General features: G+C 34.6%; 18 protein-coding genes. 8 read left to right on the top strand and 10 right to left on the bottom strand.

Annotated features, from left to right (window positions below):
• Positions 1-433 precede the first annotated feature (433 nt).
• The gene (locus NEF87_RS05435; protein WP_457918988.1) at positions 434-2,167 is read left to right on the top strand and encodes a hypothetical protein; all 1,734 of its coding nucleotides are present in this window, start codon (positions 434-436) and stop codon (positions 2,165-2,167) included.
• Positions 2,168-2,665: 498 nt separating this feature from the next.
• Here the strand turns inward: NEF87_RS05435 and NEF87_RS05430 are convergent, their stop codons facing one another.
• On the bottom strand, positions 2,666-3,406 hold the full coding sequence (locus NEF87_RS05430) for a hypothetical protein (protein ID WP_371805381.1): 741 nt from the start codon (positions 3,404-3,406) through the stop codon (positions 2,666-2,668).
• Between the two features lie 652 nt (positions 3,407-4,058).
• On the opposite strand from NEF87_RS05430, the gene NEF87_RS05425 reads away from it, so the two are divergent.
• The gene (locus NEF87_RS05425; RefSeq protein ID WP_371805380.1) at positions 4,059-6,953 is read left to right on the top strand and encodes a fibronectin type III domain-containing protein; all 2,895 of its coding nucleotides are present in this window, start codon (positions 4,059-4,061) and stop codon (positions 6,951-6,953) included.
• Positions 6,954-7,473: 520 nt separating this feature from the next.
• Here NEF87_RS05425 and NEF87_RS05420 read toward each other — a convergent pair.
• The 4 genes from NEF87_RS05420 to NEF87_RS05405 all read right to left on the bottom strand — a co-directional run bounded on the left by NEF87_RS05420 (position 7,474) and on the right by NEF87_RS05405 (position 11,089).
• Complete coding sequence (locus NEF87_RS05420) at positions 7,474-8,079, bottom strand: TM2 domain-containing protein (protein ID WP_371805377.1); 606 nt, start codon at positions 8,077-8,079, stop codon at positions 7,474-7,476.
• Positions 8,080-8,151: 72 nt separating this feature from the next.
• Positions 8,152-9,069, bottom strand: a complete 918-nt coding sequence (locus tag NEF87_RS05415) for a DMT family transporter (RefSeq protein ID WP_371805376.1) — start codon at positions 9,067-9,069, stop codon at positions 8,152-8,154.
• 25 nt (positions 9,070-9,094) lie between these two features.
• On the bottom strand, positions 9,095-9,652 hold the full coding sequence (locus tag NEF87_RS05410; protein WP_371805375.1) for a GrpB family protein: 558 nt from the start codon (positions 9,650-9,652) through the stop codon (positions 9,095-9,097).
• Positions 9,653-9,688: 36 nt separating this feature from the next.
• Complete coding sequence (locus tag NEF87_RS05405) at positions 9,689-11,089, bottom strand: amidophosphoribosyltransferase (RefSeq protein ID WP_371805374.1); 1,401 nt, start codon at positions 11,087-11,089, stop codon at positions 9,689-9,691.
• 218 nt (positions 11,090-11,307) lie between these two features.
• Between NEF87_RS05405 and NEF87_RS05400 the strand changes: the two genes are divergently transcribed.
• Entirely contained in the window at positions 11,308-12,597 is a 1,290-nt protein-coding gene (locus tag NEF87_RS05400) for an MFS transporter (RefSeq protein WP_371805373.1), read from the top strand.
• A gap of 52 nt (positions 12,598-12,649) precedes the next feature.
• Here the strand turns inward: NEF87_RS05400 and NEF87_RS05395 are convergent, their stop codons facing one another.
• On the bottom strand, positions 12,650-13,228 hold the full coding sequence (locus NEF87_RS05395; RefSeq protein WP_371805372.1) for a DJ-1/PfpI family protein: 579 nt from the start codon (positions 13,226-13,228) through the stop codon (positions 12,650-12,652).
• A 144-nt stretch (positions 13,229-13,372) separates the two neighbouring features.
• Between NEF87_RS05395 and NEF87_RS05390 the strand changes: the two genes are divergently transcribed.
• Positions 13,373-14,575, top strand: coding sequence for an MFS transporter (locus NEF87_RS05390; RefSeq protein ID WP_371805371.1), 1,203 nt, complete (start codon positions 13,373-13,375; stop codon positions 14,573-14,575).
• A gap of 110 nt (positions 14,576-14,685) precedes the next feature.
• On the opposite strand, the gene NEF87_RS05385 is transcribed toward NEF87_RS05390, so the two are convergent.
• Both NEF87_RS05385 and NEF87_RS05380 read right to left on the bottom strand, forming a co-directional pair.
• On the bottom strand, positions 14,686-15,144 hold the full coding sequence (locus tag NEF87_RS05385; protein ID WP_457918987.1) for a winged helix-turn-helix transcriptional regulator: 459 nt from the start codon (positions 15,142-15,144) through the stop codon (positions 14,686-14,688).
• A complete protein-coding gene (locus NEF87_RS05380) occupies positions 15,141-15,686 on the bottom strand; it encodes a nitroreductase family protein (protein ID WP_457918986.1) in 546 nt (181 codons plus the stop codon). The genes NEF87_RS05385 and NEF87_RS05380 overlap by 4 nt, the downstream gene beginning before the upstream one ends.
• Positions 15,687-15,998: 312 nt before the next feature.
• On the opposite strand from NEF87_RS05380, the gene NEF87_RS05375 reads away from it, so the two are divergent.
• A complete protein-coding gene (locus NEF87_RS05375) occupies positions 15,999-16,730 on the top strand; it encodes a PIG-L deacetylase family protein (RefSeq protein WP_457918985.1) in 732 nt (243 codons plus the stop codon).
• Between the two features lie 60 nt (positions 16,731-16,790).
• On the opposite strand, the gene NEF87_RS05370 is transcribed toward NEF87_RS05375, so the two are convergent.
• Positions 16,791-17,402 carry a hypothetical protein gene (locus NEF87_RS05370; protein WP_457918984.1) on the bottom strand — a complete coding sequence of 204 codons (612 nt, stop codon included), beginning with the start codon at positions 17,400-17,402 and terminating at the stop codon, positions 16,791-16,793.
• Between the two features lie 215 nt (positions 17,403-17,617).
• Between NEF87_RS05370 and NEF87_RS05365 the strand changes: the two genes are divergently transcribed.
• Positions 17,618-18,154 (top strand): V4R domain-containing protein, encoded by a 537-nt coding sequence (locus tag NEF87_RS05365; RefSeq protein ID WP_457918983.1) that lies wholly within the window; start codon positions 17,618-17,620, stop codon positions 18,152-18,154.
• A 67-nt stretch (positions 18,155-18,221) separates the two neighbouring features.
• On the top strand, positions 18,222-19,229 hold the full coding sequence (locus NEF87_RS05360; RefSeq protein WP_457918982.1) for an amidohydrolase family protein: 1,008 nt from the start codon (positions 18,222-18,224) through the stop codon (positions 19,227-19,229).
• A 305-nt stretch (positions 19,230-19,534) separates the two neighbouring features.
• On the opposite strand, the gene NEF87_RS05355 is transcribed toward NEF87_RS05360, so the two are convergent.
• Complete coding sequence (locus NEF87_RS05355) at positions 19,535-20,653, bottom strand: hypothetical protein (protein WP_457918981.1); 1,119 nt, start codon at positions 20,651-20,653, stop codon at positions 19,535-19,537.
• A 161-nt stretch (positions 20,654-20,814) separates the two neighbouring features.
• On the opposite strand from NEF87_RS05355, the gene NEF87_RS05350 reads away from it, so the two are divergent.
• The gene (locus NEF87_RS05350) at positions 20,815-23,226 is read left to right on the top strand and encodes a PEP/pyruvate-binding domain-containing protein (RefSeq protein ID WP_457918980.1); all 2,412 of its coding nucleotides are present in this window, start codon (positions 20,815-20,817) and stop codon (positions 23,224-23,226) included.
• Positions 23,227-23,232 lie beyond the last annotated feature (6 nt).

Genomic DNA, 23,232 nt, shown 5'->3' with positions numbered 1-23,232 from the left:
AATTGGTATCTAATTTTCAATTTCTCAATTGAAACGCGAATTAAAATTCTTTCACCTTAAGTTCTTTCATAAAACCTTTCTTTCTAACTCAAAAGTATATTAACGTAATGCATCTCCTTCCAATCCTCGAATAAAGATATGAAGTGCTGTAGATATATGAGTTTTTATTATGTAAATTTTTTCCTGAGTCATAATTTCCATACTTGTGGCTGGTTGATAAAAATCTCTTCCATTTTGAGATTTTTCTAGAAAAAATCACTCGTAATTAGAAGTTACTAAAATTACTTCGTGTTTCTCGATTAGATTGTAAAAATAAGTAATTTTTTATAATAAGAAAAGAGAAAGACCATGTAATCGATTGACTAAATTTAATCAAATGGAAATATTGAAGACTATCAAATGGGAATATCAAATGGAAATATTGTGAACTAAAATGAGACGATATATAACAATTGACTTTTTACGCGGCTTTGGCATAATGTGTGTTTGTTTTATTCATCTATTTACTGATTTACTTGATGAAGAAAGCTTAGAATCACAATTAAATGATTATCCAATCATTTTAGTTATAATTTTACTCTTCATTGTTTATTTTGGATGTTGGGGAAGTATGTTCGTAATGATCAGTGCTACGGGAAATATTTTCTCCATGCAGCGAAATTTAGAAAAAGGAAATGATTGGAAAAGTGTGATGAAAAGACAAGTGTTATTTGGGTTCTTATTACTTATGATTGCGCTGATAGTGGAAGGGACCTTGCAAAAGTATGGTTTTTTGGGAACTTTGATTTGGGGACCTGTTGATTTTACTCGGATCATTTGGCATTCTTATGTGATGAGTCCATTGATGTGTCTGAGTGTGTGCATGATTATTAATGGAATTATATACCCGGTATTATGTAGAAATAATGGGCATTTAAAATTTAATCGCAATATTCTGATTTTCATTGGACTTAGTATAATTATTTTGATTGCAACACAACCAATCTGGAATTCCATTAGATCACTTATACCTGGATATCCTACGGCGGACTATCCCAGCAATTTAGATCCTACTGGAAATAAATATATTTCTCAGCCTCTGATGGGCTGGCCTATTACTAAATACTTCGAATACTTTATTTTTCTTATTGTTGCTGGTCAAAACACACCCATTTTTCCATATTTAAGCTATGCTTTTGTGGGAAATATTATTGCGATAGTGATTTTCAAAGCGGAAAAAAAAGAGCAGAAAAAAACCTCAGATCTTTTTAAATCTGCCATAATTGCTGGATTCATCGGTGTTATAGGAATTTTGATTGCTATTTTCTTCATGGTAACTCAAGATGTGGGCCCTTTTGATGTTTTAATCCCATTAGATAATGATTATGATGATATAACGGCTTTATCAAATGGATTGTACCTTCACTGGCTTCCGTGGTTCTTGATGGTTCTTGCTGGGCAAATCATTGCCATAACGATGCTCTTTAGACTCCTAGAATTTCGAGGTGCTTCAAACACTTTTGCTAAGTATTCCAGACCTATCCGTCGTTTTGGGATACCTGCATTATCAATCTACACTTTCCAACGATTTTTCGCCCTTATTCCTATTGGATTAATTTCTTTGTCATTAGGTAATGAATTTTTAGTTGGGGATTCCGATCTCTATGATTTTGGGACCACCATGTTTATTATCGCGGTGTCATTTGTCTTCATTTATCTAATTCTATTGGTATGGGAAAAAACTGGATATTTTGGAAGTTTAGAATGGGCAATTGGAACGATTGCAAGCATATTAGCTCCAAAAATGCCAAAAGCGAAATCTCTTTTAATTTTGGATAACGATAAAGAAGAAAAACGTCCATGGTATACATTAGGTATGATGGATGCTGATTTTCTTTTAAATCAGATCGAATGGATCGATTTGTTAGAAGAGAAAACAACTAAAGAAATATTTCCCCACGATTCAAGATTGGTTCTTAAAGTAATATTGCCCTTATCTTTACTTTATCCTTTATTATGTCCTATGATTTGTTATTCCTTAGCAAAAAAAGAAAAAGGCAAGTTAGGAAAAAATAGGATAAATCTGAGAGCGATCCAAATTTCTTCCTTTATTCTTATTTGCCAGATTATTTTTACTATCGGTTTAAGTATTTTTAGCCTAAGTGATCTGGGATTAAATCTTTTCTAAGAGTTTTTTCGGATGCTATCCCATCATTCTTCAACTATTAGGATTCGTCCAAGAATGGGCAGATTTTCAATTCAAAGAGGTTGTCGAGACCCATTCAAGTATGATCTTTTTTTGTGAATAGTTCGTTTTTTTTCTGTATTATCCAATAAAACATTAGGAGCCAAAAAGGGATCAAAAGATGAGAGATTCCCACAAACAGAAGAATTTTCTGTGAAGGGAGAGGAGGAAAAATAATCATAAATATGATGTCAAAAGTAATTTGAAGACACATTATCACCAATCCTTCCAATAAACACTCTTTCAACATGATTTCTTGGAGATCATGGGTCAAGATTAGATATAATGCTAATAGCAATATTAGACTGACATAATAACCATCATTTATTTCATAAAGTAAGATCAACGGATGAAACTCTACATCTAATGGGACAATCAGTCCCCAAAAATATGGCGTGATCCAAATTACTATGCTTACACCCAATAGCTTCAAGTATTTAGTCAGTTTTTTTCATCTCGAGAGGGTTTTTTGTTTTGAAACTTCTGCAAGATAAAATCTCTTCCTGATTGAACAATAAAGAGCATCGATTTAAACCAAGATAAAATCAACTCTGCTATATCAATTCCGAGTTTCTGAAACATTGCTACAAAAAAAATTCCCAGTGAAAAGATAACAGGTTTATAAATCAGATCATGGGAGATTTCTTTGGGAATATCATACATCACGAATAAATAAAGAAATAACCAGACTCTAATAGAGTTTAAGATAAAAAGAAGAAGTAACATCAAAGATATAGCCTTTAATTTGAGAAATAATTCCTTTTTTCCGACTAATGATTGAATTAAGGGATGAGATTCTTGTCTTTTATGAAAAATTGGTGTAACTAATACCAGCGCGATGATATACACCCCAATATTCATTGCAGTGCACCATTTGTTGATTGAAAACAGCCAGTTAATATTTTCATAGAATAAAGCAGGGTCAGAAGCTGAAACAGTCAATATTGAATTAAAAGAATGAATTATTTGTACTTCGGGCATTAAAGATATCTTTGATAATATTGCAACAGAATACGTGGTAAGATTTTGTAAAAGTACGAAAAATATATTAAAAGGAGGAAAATTAAAGAGAAAATATCCAATAAGATAAATTAGGGGTAAAGAAATCAATGAATAGGCAACAGGAATGTTGGGATCTATTATATTTTGTTTTGGGAGATCATTTTCTTCTCTTGAGGCCATATTTACATCCCTTCTAAGGAATTTTTTCATAAATCAGAATTTTATTAGTGAATATGATAATCTTATCCACTTAAAAAGGTTCTTCCTTTCAATAATCATATACAAAATTGTTTGCAAGAAAGCAAGAATAGGCAGATATAAAGGTTGCTTACTGTTTTCTAGTTTTTTATCAAGGTGTTTGCTCTTGGGTCTTAAAAAGGCATTAGATGAACAAATGGATTAAAAAGGTTGTATTCTCGCATTTATTTACATTTTCATTGTCGAAAAATTATAAATCTAAATAATACCACACTTCAAAGAACAAATCTTCTAAAACTTTAGGGTCATTCAAATTCCCTGTAAAAAACATTGATCGTTACGATGATATCATGAAGCAAACTTGTTTACTTTCTCCCCTTTTTTTAGTATTTAAATAATAAGGTTATTACGTGGAGTTCTATTATTATTTATAACAATCAAATGGGATTTCACAAAGAACACAAGTCTAATTATGTCTTAGAATCTTATAGTCGTTTCTTTAACGGAGAAAGGGATTTAGAACATAAATGAGATATTTCTTTACATTTGAGCCCTATGAGCCTTTAGGTTCACATTTTTTTCCAGAAAGTGGAAATTGGGCAAAAATAACTAAATATTTATGGAGGTCAAATAGTTGAAAACAAAACAAGTCATCTACTTTATCATTTTGGTAAATCTTTTTGGACTAATAATCTCATTTTCTGAGTCCGAAACAACGAATAAACTCGAAAAACAACAAATATTCGATTCAGCTGAGCCGATCGATGATAATTTTTATACTCCACCTCAAAATCTCACTGCTTCTGGAGAAATTGGCTATGTCCAGTTAAATTGGACTGCTTCTGAGTTTGGGGTAAATATTAATGTCGAGTCATATAATATCTACCGATCGATAACGAATGATTCTAGCTTTACATTTATTACTTCTCTATCTAGTATGGAGTTGTCTTATCAAGATTTTACTGGCGATCCTGGGATAGAATACTTTTATTTTGTTACAGCAGGTATTGTGATAATCGATCCTTCTTGGGAAGAGCAAGAGTCTGAATCCTCCAATATTGTTTCTGCTGTCTCACTTGCAATGCTACCTCCACAAAATCTCACTGCTTCTGGGGAAATTGGCTATGTCCAGTTAAATTGGACTGCTCCATCTGGTGCTTCGGCTTTTCCTCAATCTTCCTACAATATCTACCGATCGTTAACGAATGATTCTATCTTTACATTTATTGATTCTGCATATAATTGGGAGTTGTCTTATCAAGATAATGATGTGGTGTGTGGGACAGAATATTTTTATTATGTTTCCATATTTACATTCCAGGAGAGTAATCAATCTAATATAGTATCTGCGATCCCTATTGGAGTTCCTTCACTTCCTTCAAACCTCCAAGCAACCCCTGGGAATGAATCAGTAGCACTACATTGGGAGTCACCAATTTTGAATAATGGAAGTACAATATTGTGGTATAATATCTACCGTACAACTAATGTTGGAGGTTCATTTAGTTACCAATTCAATACATCAAGTATGAATGCTATTGATGTCAATCTAACGAATGGACACGAATATTATTACAAGGTTTCTGCAGCTAGTATTGCAGGTGAAAGTGAATTTTCAAACAACGCAAGTGCAATTCCTGTCAATCAGTCAACAGTACCTACTGCCCCATTAAATCCATCGATATCAACGGGAAAAGATTATTTGGATGCTGATGATTATATCCAACTAACCTGGGACAAACCAGTTTCAAATGGAGGAGCCCTCATCAATGAATATCGAATTTATCGTTCTGAAGATAATGAGAGTTTCTCGTATATTGGATACAATACTATGCTCCGGTATTTTGATATTGAAATTGAAAATGGAACAACTTATTATTATTATATTACTGCCGTAAACTCCATTGGAGAAAGTAACACGTCCTCTATTGCAGAGAGTAACAATACATCGGTGTTAAACAAAGCAACACCTCCAGAAAATATTACAGCCAAAGCAGGATTAGGGTTTGTTTTTCTTGAATGGGATGCTCCATTAAGTAATGGTTCTTCTTCATGGGGCTTAACATATTTTTATATCTATAGATCTACAAGGAGCACCACAGGATTTCCGGAATATTTTCTCGGTCTTTCTTATTATGACGAATTTTATTATAATGATACCAGTGTAGAGAATGGAACTACTTACTATTATTATGTTACTACATACAATGATTATGATGAAAGTTTAGGTTCTTCAATAGTCAATGCAACTCCCTATGCAAGTTATGGTCCTTCTTCGCCTCAAAATTTGCAGGCCACACCAAGTAATTGCACGGTAGGTTTACAATGGGAAGTTCCAACGCTCAGTGGAGCAAGTATAATTAAATATTATGAGATATATCGTTCCACGAATAATACCACAGCCTATACTCAAATCGGAACGAGTTTTTCAGAAGAGTATAATGATACGACGGTAACAAACAATATCACCTATTATTATTATGTGGTTGCAGTCAATAATTATGCGGCTAGCCCTCAATCAAATGAAGTGAGTGCAATCTTCGTCATAATCGCTCCTTCTGCGCCTCAAAATTTACAAACTACACCAAGTAATTGTACAATAGAATTACAATGGGACGCTCCCGCGCTCACTGGAACTGGTCCTATTATTCACTATGAAATTTATCGTTCCACGAATGATACCACATCCTATACTCAAATCGGAACGAGTTTTTCAGAAGAGTATAATGATACGACGGTAACAAACAATATCACCTATTATTATTATGTGGTTGCAGTCAATAACTATGCGGTTGGCCCTCAATCAAATGAAGTGAGTGGAATTCCGGCTTTATTCGCAACAGTGCCTTCTAAACCATTAAATTTGCAAGCAATAACAAATATTGTTGAAGTGCAACTTTATTGGAATATTTCTTCAACAAATGGAGGGGAACCGATCTTTAACTATACCGTATATCGTTCTACCACTAATGGAACCGATTATATTGCAATTGTAAATACTAATACTACTTCATATATCGATGAAAATGTTACTCAAGGATATATTTATTTTTATGTAGTGAAAGCAATCAATATTATTGGAGAAAGTGAGAAATCCAACCAAGTGAGTGCTCGACTGAAGGAAACTCCTTCAGCACCGACTGGATTGCGGATCGAATCAAATTTTGCTGATGGAGTACCTTATAACATCCTTGAATGGAATGCACCATTATCAAATGGAAGTGCTCCTATTCTTTATTATAATATTTACCGTGCAAATAATACGGCTGAATATTCGAGTGATGAAAATATCCCATATGAAATTATTGGAACGAGTACGATTACGCAATTCACCGACGACGGTGATTTGGTCCCTCATATGAATTATTACTACAAAATTGTTGCAGTAAATATATATGGGGAAAGCATTGGAATTAGTGATACATTTCATATTGAAGAAGATTCCTCCCCCCTTGGACCAATTGATCTGCTGCTTGTTCTAATAGGTGTGGTAGGTGCTTCTATAATTTATAAGAAAAAGCGAAAATGATTTAAATCTCATCTATTCGCCGTATAGTCTCACGATAGCTGATTGATTGAACCTAAGATCTTTTTTTTCCTTCTTTTCTTGTCCTACAGGGTATAGATTTTCATGTAAGCTTGGTAGATCATCAAAGACTAAACCCCACTTTGACGATAATTCGACATTAAAAAACCACCTAATTTACTGCTATATTAGCAATGGGGATTTATCATCTGTTTTAAGTCTGGCAAAGGAAATAGTCTCTCTCAAACCACAAAGGGGCGATTATCGAGATATTTATGGTGAGATTTTGTATGAAACTGGCCAATATAAACTTGCCTTGAAAGAATTAAAGTATGCTATTAAGGTCGATCCAAACGGATGGTATATTTACCAAACTCTATTAAAGTAGGTCTTTGTAATTACAATTTAAAACTAAATTCAGAGTCAATAACCTCACTTGATAAGGGAATTGAAATCTTTTCCAAGATATCTAAAAAAAAAGAAGATAAATGGATTACTTTGGCAAAAGAAACAAAAAAAAAAATTAGTAATAATATCGCTGGGTAAAATTCTCCAAAGGTTCTAGTAAATAAATCAATCCTTCAAAAAAACCAACAATCAATGGGATACCAGTCCAACAGAAGATTAGGAAATATTTTGCGCGTGGATTTCGCATAAAGAAGTGATGAGCTCCAAATCCACCTAAACCAATTAATCCTAAGATTGCTGCCACAAGTCTGTCTCGGGAAGGATTTTTTGGGATGTTATCGGTTAATTGCATTCTTTGCTGGAACATTTCTTCATCGTCTGTTAGGTAGAGGATTGCTTCTACTATTCCAATTATAGTCGGGGCACCAGTCCAAAAGAAAACTAGCGATAAAACACCTGATTTTGTTTTATTTAAATAAAATTTATGAATTCCAAAAGTTCCGAAGAAAAAGCCTAAAAGGGCCGCAACGATTCGATATTTTGTTCCATACGCTGAATAGGTTGGAATTGCGTTATTGTGGGTTGTTTGCTGTGCTGGAACAACCGGTTGTTGAACTGGAACACTTTGATATTGAGCATGGGAAGACATTTTAGCTCCACAATAGGTACAAAATTCTGAAGTATTTTCAATCTCTTCTCCGCAATTATGACAAAATTTCATGATTTATTCTCCATTTACAATTATAATAATATTATGCCCTGGTGGATATTAAAACAATTCAATAGCCAATTTTTAGCAAATAACTTCCTTCTCTTGAGATGCTGAATTCATCAGATAAATACCGAGGATGGTAAAAATAGCCCCTATTATTTGATACCAGTAAAAAGATTCAGATAAAATAAGTATTCCTGCAAGAATGGAGATGGTGGTGGCTAACCCCGCAAATATTCCTTGCTCTGCCGCTTTGAGATGTTTCAGTCCTATGATGGTTAAAATGGAAGTTCCCACTGTTGTGAATAATGCTAAGTAAAAAAGGCCGAGGTAGAATTGAATAGGCTCTTGTAATTCACTGAAAGAAAAAACTTGCCAATTTCTCGAAGTTAAGGAAATTAACGAGAATATAATTGTCCCAATTGAAATACGAATAAAGGTGAGGGTATAGGGATCATGATGTTTTGACAATTTCCTGGCCAGAACTTGATATAAGGCACCGGTGAGGGTAGCACTAATTATAAACATTATCCCCCAAATATCAGTTGGGTGAGCGAGCGCCCCCTTCATGATGTAAATAAATAGTAATCCTCCAAGAGAGCAAATTAAGCCAATTATTTTCCTCGTTGATAAGGATTCTTTCAAAATAATGAATCCTAGTAAGGCGACTAAAGCAGGGGACGTCGAGGAAATCAAGCCTACTTCCGTACTATCAACTCGATTCAATGCATAGGCTTGAAAAATAAAGAACAAGATTGGTTGAAGGAGAGAAAATATTCCAATTAGTTTCCAATCTTTCTTCAAGGATTCCTTGATCGAAAAATGGGTATGGGAAAGGATACTAAAAAGCAGAAGTATTATTAATGAAATCACAAATCGTAAGGAAAGTACAATGAAAACTGGAGCAACAGCGACAGAAATTTTTGTAAAAAGAAAACTTAACCCAATGAAAGTATAATTAAAAGTTGCTGCTAAAATTCCCTTCGTATGAGTCTTCATTGAGTTCTCTTGTTTTATTTTCCTTTTAGATGTTTCCATAGGTTTTTTCTTTTGTTGCCTTACGAAGTATTTCCAAGATGAAATCTGTTTTAGCATTAGTATAGGCTTCACGATTATGGCGATATTTTCCAGCAAGATGGAGTTTCAATTGTCCATAAAGTAAAGCTTCATCTGGATGTTTTCGTAAATAATTTCGAAACAGAAGATGTTGTTTCAATTGCTCCGCTTCTTTATCACATACGTATAAATGTTGATGGATCCAGACGTGCGGTGGATTTGTATAGGGTACATCAGATGACAATCTTTCAAAAGCTTCCCGTCCCGGAATTCCTTTATCTCCACAATGAATATAACCTATTGACTTTAATTTTGTGATAATCTTTGGTAGCAAGTCGCGTGAATCAATAACTATGGTGATATCCAATATTGGTTTGGCCGATAATCCTTGTATTGATGTACTGCCCACGTGCTCAATCGTTAAAAAATCTCCCATAAGTGTTTTCGTCAAAATTTCACGAATCCGATTAAATTCTCTGACCCACTCAGAGGAATAAGTTTCAATAATTATCGGATTTTGGGTCATTATTTCGTAATAATAAGGAAAAAAAGTATATAGGTTTTATTCTCGTCCATCCCAGCAGTATGTACAGAGTTTTTCCTTAGGGAGACCTATCGCTTTTATCAAATTATCCAACTTTTGATATTTCAAAGTGGTGAGATTCATCCTTTTCCGAATAACCTCTACCATCTGATGATATTTTTCTGATCCTTCATTTGCATATTCTTCTAAATTTGGAGGATTTTCACCTTCGATCTCCTTCATCGCCCATCTTCCTGCCAGTTCCATTTCTGATCGCGAACGTGAAAAATTCAAGTATTTGCACCCATAGATCAACGGAGGACATGCTGGACGCATATGAATTTCTTTCGCTCCATAGTCATATAATCGTTGGACAGTATCTTGTAATTGAGTACCTCGAACTATGGAATCTTCACAAAATAGCAATTTTTTATTTTCAATTAGTTCCCGAATGGGAATCAATTTCATTTGGGCAACCAAGTTCCGTGTAGATTGATTTGTAGGCATAAAACTTCGTGGCCATGTGGGTGTATATTTTACGAAAGGTCGTTGATAGGGAACATGGGCTTCATTACTATATCCAATTCCATGTGCTACTCCCGAATCGGGGACTCCTGCGGCTAAATCAATATCTATGTCTTCATTTTGAGCGAGAATCGCACCGCACCTATTTCGAACCACTTCTGCATTAATTCCTTCATAATTGGATGCTGGATATCCATAATACACCCATAAAAAACTGCAGATGCGCAATTTTTCTTTAGCTGGAGATTTTATTTCAACCATATCTTCTGTCACTAAAACGATTTCCCCCGGACCCAAATATTTACTAATTGTATAATCAAGGTTTGGAAAAGCACACGTTTCCATCGTAATTGCATAACTACCTGCTTTTTCTCCGATGATTATTGGAGTACGTCCCAGTTTATCTCGAGCAGCATAAATACCATTTTCAGTGAGAAGGAGAATTGAACAAGACCCTTCTATGAGTTCTTGAGCTTTTTGTAATCCGATTTCAAAATTTGATTCTTGATTGATAAGTGTTGAAACTAATTCGGTTGGATTAATTTCTCCACCACTCATTTCTGAAAAATGAGTATGCTTCTTGTTATAAGCATGGCCTGCGAGGGAATCCAAATTGTTAATTTTCCCTACGGTCACAATTGCATAAATTCCTAAATGGGAACCAATAATTAGCGGTTGATCTTCAAAATCACTGATAATCCCAATCCCTTTGTTCCCATGTAGTTTTTTGATATCATCTTTAAATTTTGGTCGAAAAGGTGCGGTGGTAATATCATGAATAACTCGATTCATCCGCTTTGAATTTTGAACAACTAGACCACCTCTTTTTGTACCGAGATGTGAATGATAATCTGTCCCATAGAACAGGTCATTGACACAGTCTTCTTTAGAAATAACTCCGAAAAAGCCTCCCATAGGTAGATAGATTCTTTTATTTGGTTAAAAGCTTAGATGTTAACTTGTTATCAAAATTTTTCAATTAATGTTTGGATCTGAAATAAAACATCCTAAAAATCAAAAATCATATCTTTTCAATTACGCTTTTGTAAAACGTTCTAACAAAAACGTTAAAGCAGAATGTTTATACTATTTGCGTCTTTAATCAATCTATCTTTCTCTTTGATGATGTCATAATGTTTCAAAAACTCAAATCATTTCGTAATTTAAATCATAATGTCCGCTTAGTTTTGTGGTTTACGCTTATGCAATCCCTTGGTCGAGGAATATGGATGGGGAATGTATTGAGTAGTTTTATTTACTTACTATCGGATTCTTCTAGTCAATTACTTGGTCTTACTTCTGCTGCTACGGGTGTAACTATGACAATTGTGGTTTTTCCCTCTGGTTTCTTAGCTGATCGCTTTAGAAGAGATTGGATGTTAAAAGCCGCTGCTGTATTTGGGTTAATAAGTGCTGGAATTTTATTCTTTGCAAATACCTTAACTATGATTTTTATATCTTTAATTATTTGGGGACTTTATCAAGGATTAACCCGTCCTTCTTTAGAAGCATTGTTTGCTGATTCTGTTCCCTCAGGGGATCGGTCTGTTATATATTCTTGGAGACAAATGTTTGGACAAATTGGTATGGCAATCGGTCCTTTTCTAAATATTATTCTCTTTTTAATCCTAGGTGATGAATGGGATCTGTCTATTCTGAAATGGGTGATGGGAGTAGGACTAATATTTTCTTTAATTTCCTTAGCAATGATGTTTTTATTCAGTGATAAGAAATCTTTAGGTTCTCTTAGCGATTCAATCCCACTTCCAGACACAACAACTGAAAATGAGGAACCGCAAGGAGATCTACCGTTTGCATTTGACTCTTCCCGCACAAAAACGAAAATCCCATTGATACCAACGAAATTCATTCCCTATATCTTAGTAGGATGCAACATTATTATCGGGCTTGGAGCAGGAATGACAGTCAAATTCTTTCCCATATTTTTCATGGAAGAGTATACCATGTCTCCAATTTTGGTTCAAATTATTTCGGGACTTACATCAATTGCAACTGGATTTTCGGGACTTTTAGCCCAAAGATATTCGAAAGCAAATGGACGTCCTCAAATGATTTTCCTGGTCCAGGCAGTTGCTACAATTTGCTTAGGGATTATTGCTACCTACCCTCCGATGTGGCTCTTGATTATTATTTTTATTTTGCGGGGATCATTCATGAATGCGGCCCAACCTTTGAGTCGTTCCATCCTTATGGACATTATCCCTAAAGAAAAACGTGGGCTCTGGAATTCTTTAGAAGCCCTTGCGTGGGGCTTATTTTGGAATGTTTCGGCTGTGGTTGGGGGATATCTTATTGGTCCGAATAACAATTTTCGCTTAAACTTTTTGGTGACTATGGGAATCTATGTATTTGGCACTTTACCGGTTATTCTACTCTTCAAAAGTGTGGCGAGTGAAAAATGATTTTTTTCAATATTTCTCAAAAATTTTTACTTAAATAATAAAAAAAGGTGACTTATTGACACCATTCGGGAGTAAATTCTGCCCGTTCCGTTTGAAGTTCTTCATGTGTCATGATTTCCAAGTACTCCCATATTTTTAAAGCAAATTCTACAAAAGCTTCACCTTTAGCAGTAATAATATTTTTCTCCAACCATATGCGTGTGTTTGTATTATTTTCCCAGTTAAAGGGATCTGATCGACCATTCTCAATGTAATATTCTGGTTTCATTGAAGTTGTGTATTTCAATTCATCTAAAATGCCTGCTGTAGCAAGATATTCTGGTCCTATACAAATAGCTGCAAGCATTTTATTTTTAGAGTGGAGGTTTTTAATTAGCTCTATCAATTCAGAAGATGCAATCATTCCACATCCTCCTGGAATGATTAAACCTTCAATGTTCTGCATCATTGGAATATCCTTTATTTTTCTTTTTGGGATGTATGTATGTCCTGATTCCGCAACAATAGGGTTTAAATCATCCCCAATTGGGACTATATTATATTTGTCTGACTTGGAAATACTTGTACATGCAAGGATCATTTCAAAATCTGCCATGTTGGGGTAAATCATTACAAGAATATTTTTCTTCATATTTTTTTTTTATTTTCGATAATCAAAAAAGTATAAGTTGTTTGGTAGTTTTGAGTTCATTTTTTTTAGGATGATTTCAAAAGGTTCATATTCACAAATGTTTTGTAACATTTAATCTTCCATATCCTCAAAGGAAGCAAAAATATGAACTCTAATCTACGGAAACTTGCATGCTCCCATATCGCTTATCGCATTGGTTTTATTAATGCCATATATATTTTATTTTTCCAGTATATCGGTTTTACCTTCGAATCGATAGGCGTTTTTGAAGCCATTACCTCTATTACTATTCTTCTTGTTGATATTCCGAGCGGTGTTTTTGCAGATCGTCAAGGAAGGAAAAATTCGATTCTCTTAAGTTACTTTTCTTGGTTTTTGTTAATGATTTTATTTGCAATTTCTTCTGCCAATTGGATAATCTTAATATGTGCTGGAATTTTGAATGGTTGTGATTTTGCTTTTCGATCAGGCGCAGATTCTGCTTTGATCTATGACATTTTACAATCTGAAGGTCAATCCGATACATTTTTAAAAGTAAAAGGGCAATTTTCCTCACTGGGGCTTCTAGCGACGACTTTTAGCATGCTTTTAGGTGGTTTTTTATTTGTAATCAATCCTCGCATCCCATATTATTGTCAGATTGTCACTATGGGGTGTGCAATTTTACTCTTATCTTTTGTACATGAGCCACCCCTCAAATCTTCAACGAAACTCACTCCATCCATTTATTCTCAAATGAAAAAATCGGTGAGTATCGTGTTCAAAAATCGTGATATTTTATGGATCACATTCTTTTCCCTCTTCTTTGGTGTTTTCATTGAATCATATTGGGATATTTATTCTCAATTCCATTTTCAAGAATTAGGGGTTTCGGATCAGTATATTCCTTTTTTATTTGCTTTCTTTTTGCTCTTGGGCGCCTTTGGGGCTTCAATTGTTCATAAGATGGTAGATTTCTTGGGAGAAAGAGCCACTTTTTATGGAGTGATTGTTTCACAAAGTCTGATATTTATTTTCATGGGAATGATCACATCTTGGTGGGGGATGAGTATATTGGTGGGATTATTGGTTATGAATCGTGAGATGGGTTTTTTGGTTATTGAAAACTTTGAAAATCTTTATATAAAATCTTCCCAAAGAGCCTCAGTGCTCTCGGCAATGAGTAGTATGCGTAACAGTATTTTTGGAGGACCAGTAATCATATGGTTCTTTGGATGGTTGTTTGATAGAATCTTGTTTTCATCCATTATGATATGGACTGGAGGAATAGTAATTAGTATAGGTGTATTTTTAATTTTAATCAAAGATAGAATGCACAAAAAACACAATAACGATTCAAGGATGTAGATTAATTTTCCTTAAAATTAGCAAAATTTCATGTAAAGGAATTCATCCCAAAAATGTAATGAAATCTTTAACTAATTCATATCAGTAAAATATATTTACGTTTCATATTTTTACTCTGGTTTTTTTTGGTCTGATCTCTGTTTCCTATTCATTTTTTCTGAATAAAATGAAAGTAATGGTAAAATTAATTCATAGATGCCTTCTCCAAAATCTGTGAGTTTATATTGGACTCGAATAGGTTGGGTGCTAATTACAAGACGATTCACCATTTCTAGTTCTTCTAACTCCTTTAATCTTGAAATAAGGGTTTTTGTATTGACTTCGGGGAGATGATTGTGGATGTCTGTATAAAAGGGTGTTTTTAATAAATCGATGATATAGATAAGTTCTAAAATCCATTTTTTGCGTAAAAAGTCTAAGCTGGTGCGAATTAGTTTCCGTTCTTTACTCTGATGGGCTAAATCGTGGTCAATTGTGGCAATATCTTGTGTAAGTGCAGATCGAACTGCTTTACGCATTTTCGGAATCAAAGCGTCCATATCATCCCAGAAATCATCTTTTGAATTCATTTGTTTTTCCTTGTTAAATCATTTTTTATTTTAAATTTAGTGCCATACTTTTCAGTGTGAATTCCTTCAGATTTAAAGTTGAAATCACCATAAGGTTTTGGATTTTCTTCTGGAATTCCAATTGGAATTATATTTATCAATGTGTATTTCTCTGGGATATTGAGGATGAATTTTACTTTTTTCGCGACCGGAGGATAACAATTTTTCCATACACTTCCCAATCCAAAAGCTGCTGCTTGTAGGAAAATGTTTTCTGATGCTAAGCTTAAATCTTGAGTTGCCAAGTTGGTTTTTTCGGTATTTGTAAAAGGAACTATGATGATAGGGGCTGTTTTTACAAACTCTTGTTTAGGTTCGGTTATTTCAAAAATTTGATCCTTGATAGTTTGTTCCTTAATTATTATGTACTCGATGGCTTGATTGTTCATTGCTGTAGGTGCAAATTGTGCTGCTTTGATGATTTCTGTTATTTTCTCGTCGGGAATCATCTCTGGTTTGAATTTTCGCACTGATCGTCGATTTTTAATTTCGTTTAACACCATAATACCTTTTAAGTCATTTTCATAATTAGACTTTTAGATCCAATTGGTATATGAATTCATTTGATTCAAAATATATTACATCGTTTATTGAGGCTTTGAAATTGATAAAAAAAAATGAAAAATTGGGTGAGAGAATATTCGTGCGATTCTTATTCTTTTTTATTCCCCTTTGTTCTTCTATTCATTTAATTATTTTTTATAATTTCCTGCGCTTTGTCACTGAATTTTTATAAACTCCACTTCTTAATAGTTGCATTTATTCACTGATATCTACTGGTAAATGGATAGTATATGAAAAAAGGTGAATAAAAAATGACTGAACTTAAGGAGACGAGGAAAGAAGAAAAATATGATGTTATTGTTGTGACTGCCCATCCTGATGATGCTGAAATTGGGATTGGAGGAATAATGGCGACCCTTGCAAAAAAAGGAAAAAAAGTTTTGCTTGTAAATTTAACGGATGGAGAACCAACTCCCCTAGGGGATCATGACACTCGGATAAAAGAAGCTTCTGCAGCGGCTGAAATTCTAGGGATAGATCGATTGACATTGGATTGCTGTGTTAATCGGAGGTTGATGGATTCTTTTGAGGCTCGAGTTTCCTTAGGGGATGTATTTCGCAAACATCGTCCTGAAATAGTAATCACGATGGGAGGAAAAACTATTATGGCTTCTCCAGATCACTACCAAGCCCAGCTGATTACGGAAGCAGCGGTCTTTTATAGTCGCCTCACCAAATGGGATGAACACTTCACTTATCCTGTACATACAATCAAGCAATTATTCTATTTTCCTGTCGGAGCTATGATGTCGGGCCAAATTCCCCACAATTCATTCTTAGTCGATATCTCTTCAGTCTTACAAAAGAAGCTTGATGCAATCTTGACTTATGAATCTCAATTCCCTCCGGAAAAACGTCAATTTATTGATCAAATTAAGCTACATAATCAACATTTTGGGGCATTATATGGTTCAAGGGCTGCAGAATTGTTGATGCTACCCCGTTTGTTACGCTTAGATATACTGGATATTTTTAATATCTAAAGAAAAGGCGATTGTTTTTCTCAATTCATATCGAGTTAATTCTTTCTTTTTTTCTAAATTCTAACCTAAATAGGATTGGATAATCTCAATGAATTCTTTGATACTCGGATGTTCCACATCAATTTTAAAAATCCGAAAGACTTCCATCCATTTCGCAACTTCATCGCACCCTATTGATAATCCTTCAAAATCTTCCCTGGTTTTAAAGAATCGTAAAAATCCATCTTGAACCTCTTCATTGGTTATTTGAAACCCAAAGATCTCGTTTACCTTATAAATTAATTGATAATGACGTCGCATAGGGGCTATATTGTTTGAATAATAACGCAATACAATATAGTTTTCTTTATTTTTTGTGGATTCTTGGGTCAAGTTAGTTGCAAGACTCTCTGCACCTGTTTTGAAAATGTTTGCAGATAAGTCAACTTGTTTTTGGATTATTTCCTCATATAAATATGAATATATACGATAATCTTTTTCATACATTGCCTTAAAATGGTTTAAAGATGCAAATGTGAATAAAACCGATGGTTTAGTAGTAATTTTAGCTGATAAAGGTGGATTCCCTGGATATTCCATAATGCTTTTTTTAATTTTTTTAAGAACTTCAACCACATCCAAACTTGCATCTGTTGTAGACACCACCGAAATCTCTAAAAAGGGCTTATTCATTTTTTCCATCTTATTTCCATTTTCCTTGTTACCTTAAATTTGTTGATGTTAATTTATCCCCAGTTATGCTCATCTGATCTATGTTCCTCTTTTTTAAATGATTTTGGGTTGTCCCTTTTTGGACTTTTTTATAGGAAGTATGATCAATTATATTTTTTTTTTTGAAAAAAATGTAAAAAATAAAATATAAATACTTCGTCTAGTGATTTTAAATCATGGCTAAGGTAAAAGGAAAGTTCATAAGCTTGGCTATTTCCTTAATGGGTGCGTATAAGGATGCACAGGCTAAAGCGGATGAATATATATTTAAACAAACAAATTTGCATTATAATAAATTGGATCAAGAAGGATGGTATGATACTAAAATTTTTGCCCATGCAATGGATGCGTATGCAAAGGCTTCCCCAACAGGCGATCGTGCGTATGTTACATTAGGTCAAAAAGTGTATCCAACGATAAAGAAAACATCTGGATTACCCCCAACTTTAAAAACCCCTTTAGATTACATTCTGTTCGAAGCTGAAGGATTTAAAGCAAATCATAAGGGAAATGGACTAAAACCGCGAAAATTCATTAAGAAAGACGATGGAGATGTCATTGTTGAGGCGGAAGCACCAGATTATAGTTGTAAACTATATAAAGGTGTTTTTTTAGGGATCCTTGAGATGGCTGGAATTAAAACAGGGAAAGTAGAACAGACCAAATGTACTTCAAAGGGCGACGCTACTTGTGAATTTCATATAACATGGTAGCTAGTCTTCATCTTCTTTTTTACAAACATTTTTATTTTTCAAGAACAATTTAAACCCTCGTTGGTAAATGGTGAAAAACAATTCGCTTAGCACTTTTGCATCCAATAATCTTGACTCAGAATATTCTCTTCTTCCCTCAAAATATATAGGTCCTAAATTTGATGCACATACACACGTTTGGAGCTCACGAGCGTTGGAGAAAAATATCCAATATGCTCAAGATTTTAATATTCAACGCATGCTCGCAATCGTAAATACTAATTTGATTAAGAAAATATCACCTGATCTCCATGATATGATTACATTTGCCCGATTTTTTCCCAGTTTGCAATTTCTTCAAGGTAAACCAAGTAAAGCTGCCAAATCAATTGATAAATATTATTCTCAAGGTTTTTCCGTGATTAAATTATGGTTTGCCCCTCGATTTAGTGTTTATACAAAAAAATTTAGTAGAGAAAAAGAAGGCGCTAGCAAACTATCGAATCCAATGTATGAACCCATGTTTTCTCGAATCGAGGATTTGGACTTAGTTTTTTTAGTGCATAATTCAGATCCCGATATATGGTATCAAAACGTCTATGTTCCCGAAAGCAAGTATGGTTCCAAAGAAAGTCATCTTCATGAATTTGAGGAATTTTTAAAAAAATATCCAAAAATGAAGGTGTTGGGGGCTCATTTTGGTGCTCAACCGGAAAATTTAGTAAACCTTGGTCGGTGGTTTGATACCTATCCTAATTTTTATGTGGATGCCAGCTCGGCACGATGGATGGCTCGGGAACTCTCCCGAAATCCCGCGAATTCTAATACTTTTCTAAAAAAATATCATAATAGAATCTTATGGGGTTCAGATCTCTCCTTCGGGTGGCAACGAAAGAAAAAGAAACCTCTTTATTACTATACCCGGTATTTGACCTATCAAGCCCTTTTCGAGACCAATGTTGTGAATTTACCTCTTCCTTTTACTGACCCCGATAGCAGGATGGGAACTGTGATCAATGGGTTGGATCTTCCCCTTGAAGTTTTAGAAGATATTTACTGGAAAAATGCATCCAAGCTCTTTTCATGTCGTATTTAATTAGATTGAATCTCTCATCAGTCGGTTTTTTTACTCCTTGATATTTTTCAAGGAATGTTGTAAAACATTCAAATCCCAAAACGAATTATACTTGTTCTGTTTTTGTCATTGGAGCGGGATTTGAAAGAATCATCATCACTTAATATTTCCTGATAGAATTTTCGGTAGAATTGTTATCAAGCTCAATTAATGACAAAAGCCCTAATCTTTTATAGTCGCCTTCCCAAAAGGGAAGAACATTTTACTTACCCTGTGCATACTATTAAGCAAATATTATATAAATTTCGCTATAAAACTGCCATAAACTAAATAAACTGCTCTATTTCTTGAATATAATTATTAAATTCTTCATACTTCGTAATAATAGACACAAATTCGGTAAAATATTTTAAAATTTTGTTAAATCCGTTCTTATCGTTCCATTCAGATTTCTTCTGTTTTAATTCCTTCTGCATTTTCAAAAAGGATGGTTTAAATTCGAATATTTTGTCAAAAATCTGTCTTAATCGATATATCAGGCTATAGGGGAGGGATTTTATGTAGTACACCTTAATGGGCCGATTAGATTTTGGATTTGATAATAGGTTAGTACTAAATCCGCATAGATTTTTTTGGGTTAATTCCTTCAAACCTCCCGAAATTTGGCCCACAGATAATTTGCTAATTTTTTTTAAATCTTTTTGAGTAAGGAATTCACGTGTGATGAAATAGGGCATCAGTAAGGCTTTGGATGTTCCCTTTTTCGGCTGGAAGATCGATTTTTGTAAGTGTGATATTATTTGCTTCTCAATACCTGCGATTATGGCATCTAAATCTCTAAAAATATACTTTTCAGGAAAATTTTTTGGCTTAAACACATCAGCATATTGTTTTTCTAAGTTTCCCATCTCTGTGATATCTTGATTATTCAGAGTTCCTAGAAAATTTTCCAATACATGATTGACAAATTCAAAGTGTTTAATGTTTACTTTCAGTTGAGTCTGTATATATGATGCTCCTTGCAACTGATTCAATTGTGGGGATGTCAACTCACCATGAACCTGACGAAAATAGGTGATTGTATCCTTAAGGAGGTGATGGGTGCGAATTATACTCTGTTTAATTGCATTTTCAATTTGGGGGGGCATATGGTATTGGAATGTATGCGTACCCGGTATTCTAATTTTTTCTACAAAATTTACGTTCTGAAGAACATTTAAAGTATTGGAAATACTTGTGAGTGAATATCCCGTAAGAGCTTGGAGCTGTTTTTGGGTGAGATCTTGAAATATCATAAGAAGAGTAGTTAAAGTGGATATTTTCTTCGGGGTTCCTTTCACTTTTCCAAGTTCTTGATAGAACCTAAAGATGAACTCATAGTAGGATACTAGGTCCTTGTCAACCAAAATATTATATGGGTTATCGGTGGATTCTATCCGTTTCATATGACTCAATAAATATATAGAAAGTGGGAATTTAAAATTTTTCATATTTTATAATTATGTGAAACTTTAAATATGGGTATTTTCTTAGATGTGTTGAATTTCATAAATTTATAAAATTTGAAAAATCACAATATTTTTATCGATCAGAGAAGGTAAAAAATATGGTAAATAATTTGAAGAAAATGGTATCATTCTGTAAAGAATTTAGTGAGTTATCCGAGCAAGATTTTATTTCCGCTGGGGGAAAAGGCGGTATGTTAGCAAAGTTATATCAATTAAAGTATCCTGTGCCTCCAGGTCTTATCGTCTTTCCTGAAAGCTTTAATTCCGATGGATTGAGACCTGACGCTTGGGAAGAAGTAAAAATTAAACTCAAACATTTTAAAAAATTGAAAGGTGTAAGCAACTTCGCAGTACGATCTTCTGCCCTGAGTGAAGATTCGGATTTGGCTTCCTTTGCGGGTGAGTTTGAAACTGTGTTAAACGTGGAATCACTTACAGAAATATGGGATGCCATTGGGGTTGTATTCACTTCACGATTAAGTGCAAGGGTGCAAACTTATAGTAGAGAAAAGGGAATTGATAAAGAACACCAAATTGCGGTGGTGATTCAAAAGATGGTTCCTGCTGAAGTTTCAGGGGTTTTATTTACTGCTGATCCCATTTCTGCAGATCGCTCCTTGATGGTGGGTAATTATACTCGCGGGTTGGGGGAGAAATTGGTCTCTGGTGATGTGAATCCTGATGTTTTTCATCTAACAAAACCTAAGGGTGAGTACAAAGGTCCTGCTGAAATGGCCAAAATGGGCAAAAAACTATTTAAACTGGCGGTGAAAATTGAACTTCAATTAGCTTTTCCCCAGGATATTGAATGGGCAGTGGCAAATAATTCGCTTTTTATCCTCCAATCTCGTCCAATTTCCACTTTAAAATCTTATAATCCAATAACTGGGGAGTGGAATGACTCGATGGGGGCTAGATATTTGTGGACTTCCAATAATACTGGAGAAGGCATGGAAGATATAGTCCTTCCCTTTTCATGGTCTTACATGCAAAAATCATTTATCGACTTGGTCCGAATTATTCCCGGAATTGCTCCCATTGGAAATATTTGTGGACGATTGTATTTCAATATTAGTTATATGTTGACAATGTTTAAGATCATGGGAAAAGATCCTGAGAAAGCAGCAGAAGAATTTTCCGAAATGCTCGGAAAGGTACCGAAGGGAATGTCTATGCCCACGCTCCCCTATTCTAAACTTACCCTAATTAAAATGCTCGCAAAAAATGCGAAATCTATCAAAAAAAATAAAGCGAAGGCTACCAAAAACTATTCTATAAATTTTCCTTTAGTACCAAAAATTTGTGCAGGATTCTTTGAGAAAATACCCCAACTAGACACAAAAGACAAATTAAAGGATTTTTGGTTGGAAGAATTTTTCCCTTGGGCTCTAAAGATACGATGGATGATGCTTGGACCGTCCTCAAAAAGCATGGAACATACTTCTAAACTGCGGACCAAACTGAAAAAAATTGTGGGGGAGGAAAACGCCACGATTTTAATATCCAACCTCAGTAGTGATACCGAATTGCTAGATAGCATGGGTCCTATAGTTGGACTATCGCGTGTAATCAAGGGGACGTTGTCTCGTCAAGAATATTTGTATAACTATGGACATCGAAGTGCTCATGAAGGTGATATTTCAACTCCTCGGCCCATTGAAGATCCTAAGTGGTTAGACAAGCAACTTGCCGAATTTAAGAGATCCAACATAGATGTAGAAAAAATGATGGAAGATCAAAAACAAAGATATCAATCTGTTTTAAAGCAATTTCAAACCGAATTTCCTAAAATAGCAAAAAAAATGCATAAAGATCTCCTCCAAATTGCTAGCAATAGTAGAATGCGCGAAAAAATGCGATCTGAATCGGTTCGTTTTGGATTTGTTCTTCGAAAATTTGCACTGAAAGTTGGCGAAATTACAGGATTGGGAGAAGATCTGTTCTACCTCACGATTGATGAAATGCTTGAGATCCTTTCTGGCAATGAGAGTTCGCTCCAGTATATACCTGCCCGAAAAAAAACTCATGCCAAGTATAATGCTCTTCATCCCTATCCGGTGTATATTTGTGGAAAATTCGATCCTGAAGCATGGCACAGCAATCCACAACGAAGAACTGATTTCTATTCAGACGAAGATGAAATTGGATCCATCTCAAACGGTGTCGAATATATGAGTAAAAGATCTCACCTAACTGGTTTTTCTGGGTCATCGGGTGTGGGAGAAGGGCGTGTTCGAGTCTTGAACGGTGTGGAAGAAGGTGATACTTTCCAACCTGGAGAAATTCTTGTCGCAAAATCGACCAATATTGGATGGACTTTGCTTTTTCCCCGTGCAGCCGCAATCATAACTGATATCGGTGCACCTCTCTCCCATGCTTCTATTGTAGCTCGTGAACTGGGGATTCCTGCTGTTGTCGGGACGAATGATGCAACAATAGAATTAAATACAGGTGATTTTGTCAAGGTAAACGGCACCTTGGGGATTGTGGAGATTATCGCACGCGCTTGATTTTTT

Source organism: Candidatus Lokiarchaeum ossiferum (assembly GCA_025839675.1).
Classification (GTDB): Archaea; Asgardarchaeota; Lokiarchaeia; order Sigyniarchaeales; family Promethearchaeaceae; genus Lokiarchaeum; species Lokiarchaeum ossiferum.
The sequence above is the reverse complement of the archived record's forward strand: the minus strand, read 5'-3'. Positions and strand labels throughout refer to the sequence as shown.